Below are 19,054 nucleotides of genomic sequence, written 5' to 3' on the forward strand. Positions count from 1 at the left end.
GTGACCCGCTAAAAAGCGGGTCGGGCTATGCGCTATATCTTTTCATCCTGAACTAGTTTCAGGATCCTCAAATAAGTTCAGGATAAAAAGGATGCCGCTACTATCCCTCACGCAGAAAGCACGCATACAAAAAAACCCTATTCAACTACATGAATAGGGCTTTTTTAAAATCTACTAACTGTTTATTAGTAAACCAAAACTTTTCGACTGATAGATTTTCCTTTGCTATTTGCTAAAACAATATAAACCTCATTTTTTACCTTGATAGCAAAACTATGAATCATTTTTCCTTCCACTTTTTTATCTACTAATAACCTGCCTAACATATCATATACTTTAATATCAGTTTGTCCTTCTACCAAAGTTAAGTCCACATTAATTTCATTTCCATCATAATAAATTGTGGCCGGTAAATGAACCACCTCTGGAATTATAGGCACGAAATGAAGTACAAATCTGTCTGCAGCGTCTTTAACTGAACCATTGAATTGATATGTTCCATTTGTATTTAAATCAGTAATCGTCTTTGTTTTCTTATCTTCTAATAATAGAACATCATAAGAGGCGCTTTCACTACCAATACTCAACGCATAATTACCATCCTTTCCTGCTTTGAACATTAGAGGAACCGACGCGTTTTCGATAATATCAGTTAAATTCAACACTGATAATTCCTTTTTCTCATGGTTTAAAAAGAGTGAAGGCGCTGTTGTAACCGTACTAAAAAGTTTTGCAGCACCAGCCTCATTTGAAGGAGCGCCAAATTGAAGTAATATTTCATCAGAACCATTATCTTCCTTAGAAGCTATTTGGACTTTTATAATCTCGGCTTTCGTCGTTTTCATCCTCATCCAATTATTTGCACCGCTATTTCCTCTGATGCTGTTTGTCATAGTAACAGTACCGTTAGTTGCCGCCCTAACGAAAAAACCTTGCATTGGCGCAATATTTTGTGTCACTCCATTTGTACCTATGGATGTTAATGAATTGTACACCCCGTAATTACTTGTGACAGGGTTCCATATCCACATGTCAAAACCACCTCCACCAGACACTAGTAAAGCGTCACGCGTCCAACCTGAAGTTGCTAACCAATCAATTGAGGAAGGGTATGGATTCCCAATTAAATTAAACCCTCTCACATTTGGGTCCTCTCCAAGAATACTATTTGTAATCGAATAAGTTATACTTCCATTATTTAAATTTCCTGCAAATTCAGCAGTTGGATTTGTAGCTTGAACACTATACAAATAGCCATGGCCAGGAATGAAATTTGTCGAAGAATGTACCGCTGGCCACTTTGGATTCTTAGGATCTACCGTTAAACCGCCTTCATCATTTTTATGATATACCCAGCAAGGAGTTGGCTCATTCCAGAGATATAAGTCATAACCAGTTCCATTACCATACGTTCCAGAAGGTGTAAAACTACTTCCCGCTATTGTTTGATTAGAAACTGGAGCGGAAAGAAAATGCCAAGCTTCTTTAGCCCCACTAATATATCTTTGTACCGTAGCAGGAACATTATTTGTATTATGGATTAGAGAAGCGGTACCGGCGGCTGTGGACTTTAAAACTAACCCTATAGTTCCAGCGTTATTAGTGATAGAACCTGTCACCGTTAAGCTTTGGGCTGCATCAATGATAAATTTTTTAGCTGAGTTAATTGTCAAATTATTAGCAAGGGCAAAGTTCGTTTTAAGAGTAACCCCATTTGCATTATCAATATTCAAATTAAAAATCTTTTCATTGAGATACTGATTGCTTTCTATAGTTTGCGCTGAAGAACCTCCATAAATAATGGTCGGTAAATTTGAAATCCCGTCCAAGCGCCCTGAAGAAACATTAAGTATATTTAATATACGAAGATTTCCATTTACGGCTACATTATTGGCATTGTTCACAGTCAAATTAAAAACTTGATCATTAAAGAAAGATCCAGAAGTAATAGATTGGGTAATACTACCAGCGAATTCCATTACAGAACCCGTAGCCGAAGCATCTATTTGCGCTCCGTTTGTAAAAAGAGTATTTCCTTTTATAGTAAGTATTTTGCCGTTGCAAACCACTTTATAAGTTGATTGTGTGTTGAGAATATTAGTCACTGATCGGTTCTGGTCTAATACTAAATTGTTTAGTGGAACATCGTCAAAAACAATACTAGCATCTACAGCAGGAACAAAATTTTGAGTCCAGTTATTGGCATTATTCCAGTTAGTACTCACTGAGCCTTTCCATTTGTTTATGCTCGTGTTTGCAGCTAGGGTTCCATAAATAGAAACGGCACCAGATGTAGAAAGCATTCTTCCAGACAATTGTCCTCCAGCACCCATTGAAACGGCACCAGGATTACTAATTAAATTTCCACTAATCGTTGTCGAAGCAGCCATAGCAATTGCACCATTAGCCATCCAAAATATATTTGCGGGGGAAGCTCCATTTAACAAAACTACATTAGTACCTGCACCAGTTGTAAATGCACCTCCTATTTTAAAAATAAATTGAGCATTGGGATCTCCTTGCGCATCTAAAATCAGAGTACCTCCTATTGATGCTGCACCTCCTATAAAATAGACACCTGGGTAAAGTGTCTCACCAGTACCCATAGCTCTAGCTCCAGATGTAGAATTTGTTGTTACCGTGTTAGTTATCTGATTACAAATTTCTTTTAAATCTAGAACTGCTTGTGCAGTAACATTATTCGCAATTTCAATACTTCCATTAACAACTGATGGGCTTTCAAAACCAGTTACCGCACCTACATTTGTCCCGACACTGCCTTCAACATTAGAAACAGCGGTATTCGATACTGCCCCTTCGGATGTAAAAAGTGTAAAATTAATAAGTGACTTGAGATCAACCGTTACTGCTACGGGAAGTGTTGCCGCACTTATACTACTCACACAATTATTTAATGCAGATACTGATATCTTTCCATTTTGAGCGGCTGAACCCGTAGTTACCACAATCGATGTAGACCCCGCTCCTGCAGTTATGATCCATCCTGTAGGAACTGTCCAATTATAAGTTGTAGTATTATCCACTGCTGCAATACTATATACCTGATCTACAACGCCAGGAAATTGTAAAACCTTTCCTGAAATTGCACCCGGTGTGCTAGGAGCTACACCTGGAGTACCTGAATTATTAAAAGTTATTAAAACGGGCGAAGAATAAGAACTACACCAGGACCCAAACTGATTTTGTACTTGTGCTCTAAAGTAGGTATTTGCCGTTATAGCACCCATCTTACTTACAGTTAAAACATTCGTCGTTTCAGCGATATCTGATACATTAGTAGTAAAAGCTGCATCACTTGCTTTTTGCCATTTCAAAATTTTTGTGTTTGCCGTTGCATATCCACTCAATGTCAAATTAGTGGTTGGTGAAGTTCCAGAGCAAATCGTTTGAGCAGGAGAAACTGAACCTCCTAAAGGAGCAGTAGTTCTAAAGATTCCAGTATTAGAATATCCAGTTGTTGCGCAGCTATTATAGGCTCTCACTCTATAATATAAATCTCCGGAAGGGAGGTTAGAAACGTAAAAACTTCCATTATTATAACCGACATTGTAATCATGATAGATACCAACATACTCCGTAAAATTAGCATCTGTAGCAATATCTAAATACAAACCTGTTGTATTATCGACTATATTCCAATTAAGTTGAGCTGAATCACATATAATATCAGCTGCATTAGTAACGACAGGAGCTGTAGTTGGAATAGGACTTGTGGCAAAACTCATGGTCGATGAACTAGGACCTGTACCACAGCTATTATTAGCTCTAACTCTGTAATAATAGGTAGTCCCTGGATTTAATCCGGTTAAAACATGATTTAAAACATTCCCTACATCTAATTTATTATACACTGATACAAATGTTGAAAAGTCACTATTTATGGATACATCAAGATAATATTTTGTTGCATTAGCCGTATATGCCCATCGAACCGTAAATCCGGTACAATTTGGACTATCAGCCCTAGGTGATTCCGGTGCAGCAGGCGCTGAAACAACAGTAACATACTTATAGCCATTATCACCACTTGCATATCCTATTCCGCAAGCATTAACTACATTTACTGAAATATTTCCAGAACCAGTCCCAACAGTAACCTCAATAGTGTTTGTACCTTGCCCCTTAGTTATTGACCATCCTGTTCCTGCTGGCACCGACCATGAGTAGTTGGTTGCATTAGCCACTGCTGCAATACTGAATATTTGTGTGGTTGCTCCAACACATTGCGCAGCTAAACCTGTGATTATGCCAGGACTAGCAGGAATACTGGACACCATTATTGTAGCTGCTGTAGAAATCGCGGATGTACAGGCGCCACTAGTAACTAAAGCGCGATAATATGTCGTTGTATAAAGATTAGGAGTTTTATAACTAGCAGTAGTACCTCCACTTCCTCCCGTTACAGTTGACCAACCTGTATTTCCATCAGCTGATTGTTGCCATTGAATAGTTCCGGTACTTCCAGTTAAACTAATGGTAGTGCCACTTCCTGAACAAACAGTCGATGTAGTAGCTACTGCTATTCCGCCAACTGAGATTGGGCTTACTGTAATTGTTGCTTTATTATTTGCGTTTCCTGTACCATCATAGGTCGTTTTATAAACCAAACCTTCCATAGTAGCAGTAATAGAGGTAATTGTAATAGTTGTTGGTCCTACATTATTTAAAGCTACGGTTGTAAATGTTGCAGTACCTGCGGTAGTTACCATCATGGTTGTGCTATTATTTTCTGAAGCATTTGGCGCACTCAGATCATAAGTAACTGTATAAGATCCAACTGGCAAGCTTTCGGCACTACCACTTATGGTTATCGTTAAATTATTATCTACACAGATAGAACTTGTCGTAGATGTACTTGCTAATAAATAATACGCCACAATAACTCGCCCACTGGCGCCATTACCGCCACTGGCCTTATTACCGCCGCCGCCGCCGCCGCCGGGAACAACCCCATTCCCTCCAGTTTCTCCATTTCCTCCACCTGTTCCACCTGCTCCTGCACCTGTTCCACCAGCTGCATTAGAATTCCCTGATCCTGTAGCCCCATTGTTTCCAATAGCTGTTGGAAAGGCAGATCCACCACCTCCGCCACCACTACTTCCGCCTGCCGATCCTCCATCACCACCAGCAAATTTTATTGTTCCAGTACTTGAATTGATTGCACCTCCAGTTTGCCCTGATGCACCTGCTGCGATAATAAGATTGGAACCAAATACAGAATTACCTCCACTACTATTTGCACTACCACCTGCACCAACAGTTACTTTTTGTGAAGACCCTGAATTAACATTGACAAATCCTGAAGCATACGCCCCTCCACCTCCTCCTCCTCCTGTTGCATTACTCCCACCTCCTGCTCCACCACCCCAGGCTTCTAGCGTAACACCAGTAATTCCTGAAGGCACCGTAAAACTTGTACTTTCTGCTGTAGTAAATGTTGTTTTTGATTGTCCAAAAACGGAAGTTAATCCAAATAGTAAAAACAACAGAAAAAGTATCTTTACATACATATTTGTGTTTTTTGTTATCTTTGTTTTTTCTGAAAAACTATCTTTTTTCATATTTAAATTCAAGTCACAAATGCAACTTTTTAATTAATAATCTTATTATTCTTCAATTATCTATTATATAATTCAGTTGCTATTTATTAAGTTCAAAATTAACACTAGCCAACTTAAGCTGAACTGACCTATTTGTTTTTACCTTCATTGCTTATTCGTTTTTATTAATGTTCCCCATTGCTGGTATCAACCTTTTTTCCATCATTGTATTTAACAATATAAGCTTTTTTTATACCCTTAGCTATTATTCTATTTTGTGCAGCTTTAGCTTCTTTTTTCGAATCGTATCTACCTGAAATATACCGAATCCTATCACTGGATAAAATTTCATAAAACACTGGTTTATAATTTAAAAACCAGTTCGAATGTACGTAATTTTTAAATACTCCAATCTGAACACTATAAAAAAGCCCTTTTTCATCTGATATTTTGCCAAAAGCAGTATTCTTTTTAGTGTTATTTTGCTCTTTTGCTTCAACAGGAACAAAACTTTCTTTTACCTCTTCTTCTTTAACTACCGATGTCTCCCGAGTCGCAATTTTTTTTCCAAACTGATATGTAACAATTGATGTTCCATTAATACCTCTAAACGCAAGAGTATTCTTAGCAATATTTGCTTTTTCCTTTGTTCTAAAAAAACCATAATAATACTGAACATTACCATCAGCTAAATCTTCATAAAAAACTAGGTCTAGATTATCCAACGCTTTTGGTTTTGTATGATCTTTATACACTCCAAGTTGAATACTATAAAAAACTTCCTCTGTATTAGTAATGCTTTCTATCGGTTTTGCCGCTAGATCTTCAGAAATTTTCTTGGGCTTGATTTGGACATTAACTTCAGAAGCTTCCATCTCAATTTCAGCTGCCGCTACCTTAGTTTTAATTTCAAAATCCAGTCCGTCCACTATCGTTCCATCCTCAGAAACTGCTATTTCAATCGTATGTTCTTTTGGAAAAGATTGATAATTCAGCTTTTCTAACTGTTGGTCATCAACTCGAATGGTATAATTACCTGGTTTCAATCCCAAATAACTGAAATATCCATCGGACTCACTCAAGGTTTCCGCTACTTTTTTACTTTGCTTATCATAAATCTGAACCGTCACTCTGCCTTGTCCTTTCGTAGCGCCTTTTTGATTCAAATAAACGGTACCGTTTACTTCCCCTAAAGAGAGAATCGGTACAAAAACTCGTTTGTATTGGTTAGGGTCAACCAATATCTGATAAGTATTGTGTTTGAACTTCCAGGATATACTCTCTAAATCATCATTAGAAAACTCTACATTATAACTGACAAATGCATTCAAATCAGAAACTCTAACAATAGAATCTTTTTTACTTATTACCGCTTTACCCGCTGTCACTTTAACCGTCGTCAACAACACCATTTTTTCTCCTTTGTCTAATATTTCATTTTGATTCAGGTCCAAAAATGGATAAAATAAGATACCTCCTTTTCCTAAGGCTGAATTATTGCCAGCATGAACATAATTATTATCTCCTCCAAAGGCCAAACTTCCCTGCGCATTTTCAGAAAAACTGAAATTATTATTGCTATAAAATGCAGACACACCTGTACGTGCATAAGGAAAATCATATCTAAAGTTTAGGAAAACAGCATCGTTTTTCGAAGCAATATTTCTTTCATAGGATGCTGAAAAATACATTTTAGAAATCCTTTTCTCGATTTCGGCGCGATATCTCGTCAACATATTATCATTCAAATCATAGGCTACAGAAGGACGTAAAACAAAACCATTCAACATCCTATACGACATTGATAAATTAGTAGTCATATAAGGCGATTTTGTCCCAACCCAGTTAACTAATGTAGAAGAGTTGAAGCTTAATTGTTTGTAATAGGCTGAATATACAAAATCGAGCTGGTTGAAATTAAAAGAGTCGTAGACAAATTGGCTAAAATTCAATTTAGAAAAACCTGAAAATTGATTTATTTTAAAAGGAACCGAGACTCTAATTTTCCTTTCCTCTTGTGCATTAAAACGCGTTGCCAACTGTCCTTTTACATATTTTGTATAATCCAATTCTAAAAAAGCGCTTTTTGTGAAGTTATAATTCAACAACCCAATCATTCTCACATCATGGTCGTATTCTAAGTTGACAACCATCGTACTAAAGGGTTGAAAAGCTACTTTTGCAAAAGGAATAAATGGCCTATTGGGAATGCTCGAAAGATACTCTAAGCCTCCTCCTACAGTTAAAAAGCGATTCACACCATAATTAAAATCCCCTTTTCCATAGCGACTTCCATTCTCGTCTTGTAAAAAACCTCCAGAGATACTATATTCCAATGTTTTTGCTGGTATGAACGTATAGGGCGTATTCATAACACGCTCCTCAGTACGCTCTTCCCCTAGAGGTCCGTAAAACTTTAATCTTAAAGTCGTATATCCATAGACAATGGGAACGTTAAAAACATACAATCCTGATGCGTCGGCTTTAGTATAATCGACTAAAACATCGTTTATATAAAGCTCCACAGTCCAGTTAGGCTCTGTATACTCGTTAATAGCATAAGTTCCTGTTGCTTTTCTAACGGTATTAGGTGAATTATTGATTGTCGCTCCAATTACTGGTGAATCTAGAAAGGCAATACTCTGATTGTATATCTTACCTACCTGAGCTTGCTTAATAATTTTCTTATCATTGTCAATCCACCGCCAGCTGTATTGCAGTTGGCGATTATCAAATTCGTACCTATCATTATAATTAATCGAAATATTGGCTTCGCCAAAAAGCAACTCACCCCCAACGCCTAAAATAACATTATTAGTAGTGGCTTCGTTTACGGTCTGATTAGAGTTTACAGCCCAATCTAACATCCCGAATTTAAACAAGTTATAATCCCGTGGAATAATAGTGTCAACGACTACTTCCTGTCCTTGCAATTTCGAAATGCTGTTTCTACTGTTTTCAATTCGCATTTCTCTTACATAAGGCAATTCAAAACTAGACACTAATTTAGCAGAAAGCGATCTGGGATTGAATGTCAATGTTAAACCAAAAACTTCAGATAATACAGAAGCTTCCATATATTTAACACCCATTTCTTCCAGCAGACCATTTTTGGACGTAATTATTTTACTACCTACTTTAATTTGCTTGGTATTGTAATCAATTGTGTAGGTTTTGGTTTCATTTTCGATAAAACCCTCTAAACTATTCCCAACTGTACTCTCATTGCACACTATTTTTAGATGCTTAAAGAAATCCGAAACGTTTATATAAAGTAAATTGGAATCTGTAATAATAGCATTGGTTTCAAAACTCCATTTACCATCTACCACAATTTCTACAGGAACTTCATCAAAAGCAGCAAATAATGCCACCTCTTCATGAAAAGAATTTCCTTGTGCACGAGTATGCGTCGCAGTTACAACCATAAATAAGGCATAAAGCCATAGACAACGATAATTATTACACAAAATACAACAAGAAGTTTTCATTTTTATACTGCTTAACGCTATGATTATTCTTGAGTAAAAGTCATTTCAAAATTACCCGAGTAAGTGCCTTTAGCTGAACCTGCAGGCACATGAAGTGTACCCCCAACACGTAATGTTGTGATAAAATTACAATTGGTATTCACTGGAAATCTAGAACCTCTTGGCCCCTTTTCAGTTGGACCTATATTTAATGTTAGCGGTGATCCTACCCCATTACTTAAGGTTGTAATTAAAGCATAGTCAATGATTATGTTCCTTCCCTGACAAAGTTTTACTTCAAAAATAGCAGGCTTAGCGATAGAGCCAGAAATTGCAATAATACCCCCTGTTGTAGTTCTATTCCCTTGATAATCTACTGTAATAGTTCCACCTGAACCCGTGTCATAGAAAATTCCAAAATCGATTGGTTGCGTGGACTGTACCGTAATGGTTCTTTGAGGGAGCGCTGGTTGAGCATAAGAAATAGTTAGAAACAAAAAGAATACCACTATAAAAAATAATGATTTTTTCTCGATATGTAAATCTACTTTTTCCAACTATATGTAATTTATATTATTATAAATTCAATTCCTTTTCTGCAATAATTTCCTTGCTCTCGTTCTCAGTATAAACAACTTTAAATTTCCCACCAGCGAAGTTGACCCCCTCTGGTTTTTGTAATCTCATTTGGTTTTTCCTTAAAGTTCCAGGTGTGTAAACGCCAATACCGTTTATCTTCCCCACTTCATACACTATGTTTTTTGGAGAATTATAGCTGACCGTAATATCGCCATAAGTGGACATATTCCCTTTTCTATTAATATCGAAATTTAGAACACTGCCTGACTCAGCCGTCTCTATATATTCCAATCCTGATAAAGTAACAGAAGTGTCTGACTCCCCTTTGCGGATAATACTGGCAATAGAAACACCAAAAACAGCTTCTATTTTAACAGACAAAGCAGCAGGATCGACTTCAGTCTTTTCCTGACCGAGTGGCTTACTACTTTTTATTGCTCTAAAATAAAGATGGGATCGATATTCTCCTGCTTGGAGTTTGCTAGTATTTATTACTTGCACTTTAACAGTTTGAGATTCGTTAGGCGCCAAAGTAACTTGTCTTGGATACAGTCTCAAGAACGGACTTGCAAATTGCTGCCCTAAATCAGGGGCGGTAATCTCCTCAAAACCACCTGACTCATTCATCCTAAACTCTACAAAAGAAATATTGTAAACCGCAGAATCCTTGCCGATATTAGCAAGATTAATCTGTTGTGTTCTATTTCTCTCTTCAAAAACTAGTCTTTTTGGAAAAACAACCAAATCTCCTTGAGCTATCGTTTTATTAACTGACAATACACTAAAAACACTAAATAAGAAAAATCTAAGAAGATTTTTTTTAAAACAATACTCTTTCATAATCATATACCTACGCCTTTTTTAAAACAGTCGCAATATAGATAAAAAAAAAGCAAGTGTCGCCATACGCGATACTTGCTTTTTTTTAAAACCGAATAAAATCTAGTTGTAGCTTACAATAACATCAAAACCACTATCATTAGTATAAGTTCCCGTAGGCTGAGAACCGTTTATATTTAAAGTTGCACCAACGCTAAATGTTTCTTTTCCAGAAACAAGTTTTCCAGTTGAATTACTTGTAAATTTATTCACTTTCATATCATTTGTTGAAGTACCATTTGTTATAGTTATTGTATCATCAGCTGGTAAAGTTACCGTGAAAGCATACGCTCCTTCTCCAGTAACCTTGAATTCTGCAGCCTTCACTGTACTATTCCCTCCCGGGAGTGTTGCGCCTGCTGATTCAATTCTTGAACCATCAGCTAATAACTGCACTGTAGCTGCAGTACCATCAGTGGCTATATTACCAAAATTCAAGTCTACAGTTTTTGTTATAGCAATTGGAGCAATAATGGTTGCCGACACAGTTGCATTTGCATCTGCAGTAGATTGAGCATTTGCGTTATTTGAGAATGCAGCGATAGCTAGGATAGCTAATAAAGTAATCTTTTTCATAATAATTGTAGGTTTTAATTTTTAGAGATAGAATTTGGGAATTATATCTTTTCTGTTGTTTTTTGTTTTTTTAATCAGAATAAAACGACTTGTTTTATTTTGATGGTGCAAATAAACAGTGATAAAAACGAAGCTAAAAATATTCTCGATGAATAACCTACATAATCGTTAAACTGCACTTTTATCTGCATTTAACCGCTGACTTCATTAATTCCATAACAATCAACAAAGAAATTCAACTTTTTCTAATTAATACTATAACCAAAACTATTAATGAGGTAATAATCTTATAATAAGAGCTTTACAAAAAAAAAAGTTGGAGTAGGAGTCGGTTTTATAAAAAAACTAAAAATAATAAAACAGCAAATAAGCTCTAAAGCCCAATAATATGTAGGAAAGAATATTTCGTCTATCCTAAAAAGAAAAGCACACCGTTGATTAAAATGAAAAGATCTAAGAATTTGCAACTAATAACAAGAGCCAAATACAGAAGTACGTTAAGCGACCCTGTCAGTACCGGAGTGCGAGCGATAAAAAACTACTCAATAGCAATATAAAAAGTATTTCAGCTAAATAGTCCTGGTTTCAAGTAAAAATACATGTCGACCCTATGACCAATAAAAAAGTAGAAGAAAAAATAGAGCATAAATTAGACTTAGATAATAAAAAAAAGAGCTTCGCTTAATTATAATTAACAGCGACCTCAAAGCCAGCACCCAAGCTTGAATAGCTTCCTATTTCTTGATCGGCATCGACATGGACTGTTGCCCCAAGGTAAATCAATTCCTCTCCAGCTGAAAGTGTATTTAATGTAGAAGAGGTAAATTCATTTACAACCATTTTATCGTTCCCATTCGAAATTATATGGTCATTAGCAGGCAAAGTAACACTGTAAGCAAACCCTACTTCTCCTGAAACCGCAAATACTGCTGCTGTAACATTTCCAGTCACAGCCGGCATATTAACATTTGAAGAACTTGTTCTAGACGCTACACTTCCCGCAGCTAACACCACAGCACCTGCTCCACCATTAGTAGTGAAATTTCCAAAATTAAGATCTGAATTTTTAACTATTTTAATCGGAGTCACTATAGTCGCAGAAGCAGTCGCGTTAGCTCTAACTTGAGCATTCGCTATACTTGAAAAACCTAGGAATAAAAAGACTAATATTAAAGTATAATTTTTCATAACACATAATTTAAAGTGTTTTTGACCATTTCTTTTCCAAATTAAAACACGAATAAAACATGTGCTTTAAAGACAAAAAGTGTTGAGAATTTAAAATAGTTAACATACTATCAAACGAATCTTAATAGAAGCACTAAATTGATACAACAAGCCAAGTTAAATGTAATACTAATTCAGTTAAAGTGTATTATTTAATCGATAAACTACATCTTTTTACTTTAAAAATAATCTTTTTCTTACTTTAAATAAAACGCAATAAAATAATGTGAAATAGCAGCGAAGTAGTATCCAATAAAGATCTAACCCCAAAGTTAAATATACAAGCAATACCATAGAACTAATAACTAGCTATAGCAGTAGAACTATTTGAATTGAATACCGCACTCCTTATATCAATTTCATAAAAGAGAAAAGAGAAATTTTTGAATTAACAGATAGAAAAAGCAAAGTGCTCTCAAAAAAAAACTCTGCATTAAGGATTGCTTTTAACAATAACATCGAGTTTTTGGAAACGAGAGGAGTTGGTCACTTTAAACATTTTTAACATCAAAATACGACCATAAAAAATGTAATTTTTAGGTAAATAAAAAAAGCCTTTCCGTTAAGAAAGGCTTCATTTATTATGCGGTCTGGACGGGACTCGAACCCGCGACCCCCTGCGTGACAGGCAGGTATTCTAACCAACTGAACTACCAGACCTCAGCGTTATTGCGGTTGCAAATATACAACACATTTTAGTTTAAAACCAACACTAAAATCAAAAAAATTATCATTCCTAAAAGACCTTTTTCCAAAAGACTAAACATCAGACTAGTATTTAAATTTCCGCAGTTTTAATTAGCTTATAAAAGTACGATTTATCCTTTTTTAACCGCAGCGCATAGATTTCTAACCTTAAAATCTACAAACTATTCGACCAAAAAATCTGGAAAAACGCTAGAAAAATTACATTTCTAAAAATAATTGGGAGGTATTCACACTATAAACTATAAGGTTTTTATCTTTTCAACCATTAGTTGCCTAGTCACAAGATTCTCAACTTGGCTAAAATATTTTATTGCTTTTGCTATTATTGGACCTGAAATATTTTTAGTCCTAAATTGTGCTACCCTACAAATTTTTGACTTGATCTTTAATTATATCAATCTAACTTTTGAAATTCATCAAAAAAGAACCAACATTACGCAAAATCAAAAAAGCCATCCGTAGGTTTTGAATAAATTCAAAAACATGGAAAGCTTTTCATTGGTCTAACTACTAAACCCGGTCTCGTTGCTACCAACTCGACCAAACAACACAACTAACTTTAGAAACTTTAAAGGGGCAAAAAAGCCTTTCCGTTAAGAAAGGCTCTCCCCAATATGCGGTCTGGACGGGACTCGAACCCGCGACCCCCTGCGTGACAGGCAGGTATTCTAACCAACTGAACTACCAGACCTCAGCATTATTGCGGTTGCAAAGATACAATTCCTTTCGACTTACACAAGCGTTTACAATAAAAAAAAATGCGTTTTTTTATTACTATTATCCAAAGTTTTGTTTTTCAGCTAAATACGTCAGTAAAATTTTTTCGAAATTAGCTCCCACATTAACCGGAACGTACTTAATCTTGTTTTGAGCGCAGCTTAAAGCCAGTTTTTTAAAGTACAAAGCGGTCTGTTTTTCATATTCCTGCTTCACATTATCAGCAAAAATCGATACTGACTCACCCGTTTCCACATCAATGAACTTTCTAGGAGTGTTATCAAAGTCAAAATTCAACTCTGTAGCACTATCTACAACATGAAACAAAACTACTTTGTGTTTGTTATGCTTTAGATGCTGCAGCGCACTAAACAGCGCCTCGTCTCCAGATCCAGGTTGAAACATGTCTGTAAAAAGTATAACCATCGAACGTCGATGCATTTTCTCAGCTATCTGATGTAAAAAACTAATAGTATCTGTACTTTTTTTAATCTTGGGTTCCACTAACAGATTTTCGAGTGCATTCAACACCATTCTATGATGGCGATCACTGCCTTTCTCTGGCGCATAATATTCGTAAGTATCCGAAAACACACTTAATCCAATAGCGTCCCGCTGCTTCTTTAAGAGATTCATTAAAACTGCGGAAGCCAAAACAGAGAAGCCAATTTTATTTTCATGAAACTCTTGACTCTTCCTTAACTTTGGGTAATGCATTGACGAGGAATTGTCAATTATAATATGACACCGTAAATTAGTCTCTTCTTCAAAACGTTTGGTATATAAGCGATCTGTTCTAGCAAATAGCTTCCAGTCTATGTGTTTCGTGCTTTCGCCAACATTATACACTTTATGCTCTGCAAACTCAGCCGAAAACCCATGAAAAGGACTCTTGTGCATTCCGGAGATAAATCCTTCCACAACTTGGTTTGCCAACAATTCTAGATGTTGGAAACTCGAAATCTTTTCTATTTGCGATTCTATCTTAATTTTATTCTTTTTTAATTAGTTGCGCACGCGACAAATCATCTGTAGCCTGTAGTAATTTTCTTTTCAAAATAGGACTGAATTCAGGATTGTCCTTTAAAAACGTGGTCATAATATTTAACGCTTCGGGACTTGTGTATTTGCCAATACTATTATTAAGCCATCCTTTTGGGAAAAAAATATCTCCCGTTAGCTGGATTTCTTCAATCAAATCTAAAGCACTTTTTAAATATTTCACCGAATTTTGCTGACGCAACGGATGATGGATATTCGATAAAGCTGATTGTACCCATGATTCTTTCTCTCTATTCTTCTCTTCTTTCATTGATTCCATAAAAGAATCTCTAACTGCTTCCTCTTTAGATAGTGAAGGTAGTAAAAAATCAAATCGTTTTTGCTTATCGGGGTTGCGAATTAATTCTCTAGTTTTTGAGAGGATTTGAGCTGACTTATCATGTTTAAACAACGCTAAGTTACTAGCCATATCAACATAATCATCTTCATTAAATTTTAAACCAGAAATTAACAATTCTTTGTTCCAAATTTGATATAATTTTTCTTTACCACTTTCTGAATAGGCCAATTCTTCGAATAAACCGAACAACGTTTTTTTAACATTCGAAGGTAAATCTTCTTGAAGTCTATCATAAACTATTTCTTCCAGCTGATTTTGACGCTCTTGTTGTTGCTTCTCGGTGAGGAAGTTCCAATATAGTGAACTGAGTTGACTTGAAAGCAGTTTTGCGATTAGCTCGTTTTTTTCGATACTAATTCCCTTAAGACAAGTATCAAAAGCCACTTTTGGCGCTATAGTTCCCGTCAAGGTATTCTCATATAGATTAATATAGCTATACGCTCGGGCAACCTCATTATTAATTACTGGAATACTTTTTACTTCATTATTTTCCAATGGAAACACACCATAGCCAAATCCATTATAATTATAAATAATCGCCGATGGCTTTTGCAAACCTACTACTTCCTTTATTTCTGAAAAGCGGCCTTGAACAGCCACTCTAATTACTTTAGTAGTTTCAGTATAGACTAATCCAATTTCGAAAATTTGCGGCCAAACATTATTAGAGCCGTCCTCCGCTTTTTGTTCGATTACAAAACTTTTGATTTTCGAATCTACATCATAAGATATTTCATCAGTGAAAATCGCTCTTCCCGGCTGATTCACCCAGACAGCACTCCACTTTTTAATATCTTTCGGCGTTTCTTGATCTAGAATCTCCACTAGATTATTCCAGTCTGCATTATCATTAGCATAGCTAGAAATATACTTTTGAATTCCTTTTTGAAAAGAATCTTTCCCCATAGTCGCTTCTAACTGACGCATCATAATAGGTGCTTTATTGTAAATAATTGCACCATAAAGCGAACCAGCATCTTTTAAGTTTGCTAATCCCTGACGAATGGGATGCGTTCCCTGAGTTCTATCCTCGGAATAAGCCGCAGAATAATGCGCCGTAAGAAATTGCAAATCGTGATTAATATGTGGAAAAGCAGGATTCATAATTTTATCGGCCATGAAGTTAGCAAAGACTTCCTTCATCCATACATCGTTAAACCACTTCATCGTCACCAAATCTCCAAACCACATATGCGCCGTTTCGTGAGCAATCAATTTACCCCGTTTCAGCTTTTCGCTATCTGTCGCATTATTATCTAAAAACAAGGTTCCTTCTCTATATTGTATTGCACCCACATGCTCCATTCCGCCATATTGAAATACAGGAATAGTGGCAAAGTCCATTTTCTTAAAAGGAAATGCATATTGGGTATAGTTTTCTAAATATTTAACTGCATTGTGGTGTAAATTAAAAATAGTATCGGTACTAGCTTTTATTTTTTCAGGATTGTTTTCCCGGTACAACATCGTCATAGGAAAACCATCAAGCGTTTGGGTTGCACTTTTAAAATTACCAGCAACAAAAGAAAACAAGTACGTACTCATCTTATCTGACTCTTCAAATTGATAATGCGTATAATTGCCTTGTTCTGTTTTTTTCTTAACAGAAGCTCCAGCTAAAACAGTCCAATCCTTTGGCGCCGTTAAAGAAAGTGTGTAGCTAGCTTTAATATCAGGTTGATCAAAACAGGGAAACAAAGTACTGGCTCTATCAGGAACTAATAAGGTATATAAAAAATCCTCATTCCTATTTAAGGATAGATTCCCGGCAATAAATTTAATTTCAATGGTATTTTGTCCTATTAATAGCTGTTCTTTCGGAATAATCACATGTTCTTTCTCATGCAAAACGGGAATGTTTTTTCCGTTTACAACAATCGTTTTTAAGTTTTCCTTGCTTTCATTAAAATCCAAATACAATGGCTCTTGAAGGCTATTAATTTTTAGGTTCAAAATAAGCGAAGAGGAAATAGGGCTTTCTTTTTCTTTTGGTAAATCGAATGAAAGAGCATAAGAAACATCAGAAACCTGACTTTTACGAAAGACAGCCAATTCTTTAGATATTCCCCTCTCTAACAAAATCGGCTTTTTTACTGACTGACAAGAAAACAATAAAGAGACAAAAAACAGGAAAACGGAATTTATTTTCATCAAAACTTAGATTTAAAACAGACTAAAAATAAAAAAAGTTTGACTTACATCAAACTTTTTTATCTGAATTACTTCAGAGGGTATATAAATTATAATCTACCGATTACAACAACGCGTCTAAACTATCAGCGTAAGTTTGCTTAGGAGCTACTCCTACTTGCTTACCTACTACTTCACCGTTATGAAAAACCAAAACTGTTGGAATATTTCTCACACCGTATTTTGCAGCAAATTCTTGGTTTGCATCAACATCTACTTTTCCAATTACAACTTTACCGTCATATTCAGTACTCAATTCGTCAATGATTGGTCCTACCATTCTACAAGGTCCACACCATGCTGCCCAAAAATCCACCATTACTGGTTTGTCTGATTTCAAAACTACTTCTTCAAAAGTAGCATCTGTTATTGCTAAAGCCATATTTTTTATATTTAAAATTTAAAGTTCTAATCTCATTCAAAACTTGGACACAAATTTAGGCATTAAAACCAAAAGAATCACTATTCCCAAATTAGTTTTGATTATATGTGCATTGACTTTATTTATAAAAATCATATTAAATAGCAATTTGTTTATAAATTAGTAGTTATTCCCGTTCCCGAAACTTTAGGATGCTGTACCTCTTTGTCCTGAACTTATTTCAGGATTCTGAAACAAGTTCAGGATAAAAAGGATGCCGCGACTATCAGTACTAAAACATTTACAGTACATTATAGTGCACAAAAAAAAGACCCTCTTTTCAGAAGGTCTAATTTAAAAACATTGTATTTAAAACTTATAGACTGTATTTTAGTCCCAATGTCAGGCCTAGACCACTAATTCCTACGTAAGAACTTAACTCATCCATTGGTTTTGAGCTATCTAGTCCATTTGGATTTGTAGCAGCGTTGTTTGAATTAGTATCTAAACGATCTTGATAATTTGTATGTATTTGCGCTTGAGTTCTACCAGCTAAGGCGTTTTGACCATTTTGAGTAAACTCAATCGTCTCCTTCGTTTTACCATGTACTGTGAAGTTGCGATATTCTAACTCTCCAAAAACAGAAATATTTTTCCCTAATTTATAAGAAGTACCCAATGCCGCCATAAAACCAATTGTTGGGTTAGGCTTTACTTTATCAACACTATGGACAGCTACTGTTGCAGGAGACGCAACACCTGTAGGTGCTATTGCATCTGTAGTAATTTCTAAATCTCCATGAATAGGCACAATAACTCCTACCTTAGAATAAGATTCAAAACCTGCATGTTCTCCTAGAAACAAAACCAAAGCCGGAGCTAAATCGAATGCTGTAATTTGTCCAACTGATTTAAAGTTATAAACTGGCTTACCATTAGACACAAAAATTTGGTCAGTAGTTGTTTGCGCCATTGTTTTATCAGCACTAGAATAGTAATTCACACCCATCTCTACTCCTAAACGAGTATTGAATCTATAACCAGCAGTAATTCCAGTTCTAAAACCCTCTCCAAAAGACCCAGTAACACTTTCCTCTGATACTAATTTTCCACCAACGTAAGTTCTATTTAAAGGTAAATTCCCTCCAACGGTTGGAAATTCAGTTGCTGCAGTTTGACCAAAATAAGATGCACCCGCTTTAAAATACCAACTTTCTTTTTTGTCTGTTTGGCCCAACATCGTCAAAGAGCAAGCCATAAATCCTAATAAAAATAGGTTCTTTTTCATAATTTATTTTTTTGTTAATGCTACCAAATTTAAAGAATTATTCTCTATTTCCTTAAATATTACCCTCAAAAACCAAAATATTATGCATGCATATAA

Annotated in this window: 10 protein-coding genes and 2 tRNA genes; all 12 read right to left on the reverse strand. The window is 35.7% G+C overall.

Features of this window, described 5'->3' with window-relative positions; genetic code table 11:
* Window positions 1-185 precede the first annotated feature (185 nt).
* The 12 genes from E0F98_RS14675 to E0F98_RS14730 all read right to left on the reverse strand — a co-directional run bounded on the left by E0F98_RS14675 (window position 186) and on the right by E0F98_RS14730 (window position 18,958).
* Window positions 186-5,531: an ice-binding family protein gene (locus E0F98_RS14675; protein ID WP_132112801.1), complete on the reverse strand. Its 5,346-nt coding sequence runs from the start codon at window positions 5,529-5,531 to the stop codon at window positions 186-188.
* A gap of 215 nt (window positions 5,532-5,746) precedes the next feature.
* The gene (locus E0F98_RS14680; RefSeq protein ID WP_132112804.1) at window positions 5,747-9,052 is read right to left on the reverse strand and encodes a hypothetical protein; all 3,306 of its coding nucleotides are present in this window, start codon (window positions 9,050-9,052) and stop codon (window positions 5,747-5,749) included.
* A 23-nt stretch (window positions 9,053-9,075) separates the two neighbouring features.
* Entirely contained in the window at window positions 9,076-9,588 is a 513-nt protein-coding gene (locus E0F98_RS14685; protein WP_132112806.1) for a DUF4402 domain-containing protein, read from the reverse strand.
* A gap of 19 nt (window positions 9,589-9,607) precedes the next feature.
* Complete coding sequence (locus E0F98_RS14690) at window positions 9,608-10,456, reverse strand: fimbrial biogenesis chaperone (protein WP_132112808.1); 849 nt, start codon at window positions 10,454-10,456, stop codon at window positions 9,608-9,610.
* Window positions 10,457-10,552: 96 nt separating this feature from the next.
* A complete protein-coding gene (locus E0F98_RS14695; RefSeq protein WP_132112810.1) occupies window positions 10,553-11,065 on the reverse strand; it encodes a DUF4402 domain-containing protein in 513 nt (170 codons plus the stop codon).
* A 681-nt stretch (window positions 11,066-11,746) separates the two neighbouring features.
* On the reverse strand, window positions 11,747-12,253 hold the full coding sequence (locus E0F98_RS14700; protein ID WP_132112812.1) for a DUF4402 domain-containing protein: 507 nt from the start codon (window positions 12,251-12,253) through the stop codon (window positions 11,747-11,749).
* A 625-nt stretch (window positions 12,254-12,878) separates the two neighbouring features.
* A tRNA-Asp gene (locus E0F98_RS14705) sits at window positions 12,879-12,952 on the reverse strand.
* A 665-nt stretch (window positions 12,953-13,617) separates the two neighbouring features.
* Window positions 13,618-13,691 (reverse strand) — tRNA-Asp (locus E0F98_RS14710).
* 86 nt (window positions 13,692-13,777) lie between these two features.
* Window positions 13,778-14,707 (reverse strand): DUF58 domain-containing protein, encoded by a 930-nt coding sequence (locus E0F98_RS14715; protein ID WP_132112814.1) that lies wholly within the window; start codon window positions 14,705-14,707, stop codon window positions 13,778-13,780.
* A 1-nt stretch (window position 14,708) separates the two neighbouring features.
* The gene (locus tag E0F98_RS14720; protein WP_132112816.1) at window positions 14,709-17,270 is read right to left on the reverse strand and encodes a M1 family metallopeptidase; all 2,562 of its coding nucleotides are present in this window, start codon (window positions 17,268-17,270) and stop codon (window positions 14,709-14,711) included.
* 103 nt (window positions 17,271-17,373) lie between these two features.
* Window positions 17,374-17,691, reverse strand: coding sequence for a thioredoxin (gene trxA, locus E0F98_RS14725; RefSeq protein WP_073244015.1), 318 nt, complete (start codon window positions 17,689-17,691; stop codon window positions 17,374-17,376).
* A 355-nt stretch (window positions 17,692-18,046) separates the two neighbouring features.
* Window positions 18,047-18,958, reverse strand: a complete 912-nt coding sequence (locus E0F98_RS14730) for an outer membrane beta-barrel protein (RefSeq protein WP_132112818.1) — start codon at window positions 18,956-18,958, stop codon at window positions 18,047-18,049.
* Window positions 18,959-19,054 lie beyond the last annotated feature (96 nt).

The organism is Flavobacterium hiemivividum (assembly GCF_004349145.1).
Taxonomy (GTDB): domain Bacteria; phylum Bacteroidota; class Bacteroidia; order Flavobacteriales; family Flavobacteriaceae; genus Flavobacterium; species Flavobacterium hiemivividum.

Coding starts and splice junctions, on each gene's coding strand:
- E0F98_RS14695 (WP_132112810.1), bottom strand. CDS start 11,065: ATGAAAAAGATTACTTTATTAGCTATCCTAGCTATCGCTGCATTCTCA.
- trxA (WP_073244015.1), bottom strand. CDS start 17,691: ATGGCTTTAGCAATAACAGATGCTACTTTTGAAGAAGTAGTTTTGAAA.
- E0F98_RS14675 (WP_132112801.1), bottom strand. CDS start 5,531: ATGTATGTAAAGATACTTTTTCTGTTGTTTTTACTATTTGGATTAACT.
- E0F98_RS14700 (WP_132112812.1), bottom strand. CDS start 12,253: ATGAAAAATTATACTTTAATATTAGTCTTTTTATTCCTAGGTTTTTCA.
- E0F98_RS14690 (WP_132112808.1), bottom strand. CDS start 10,456: ATGATTATGAAAGAGTATTGTTTTAAAAAAAATCTTCTTAGATTTTTC.
- E0F98_RS14720 (WP_132112816.1), bottom strand. CDS start 17,270: ATGAAAATAAATTCCGTTTTCCTGTTTTTTGTCTCTTTATTGTTTTCT.
- E0F98_RS14730 (WP_132112818.1), bottom strand. CDS start 18,958: ATGAAAAAGAACCTATTTTTATTAGGATTTATGGCTTGCTCTTTGACG.
- E0F98_RS14680 (WP_132112804.1), bottom strand. CDS start 9,052: ATGAAAACTTCTTGTTGTATTTTGTGTAATAATTATCGTTGTCTATGG.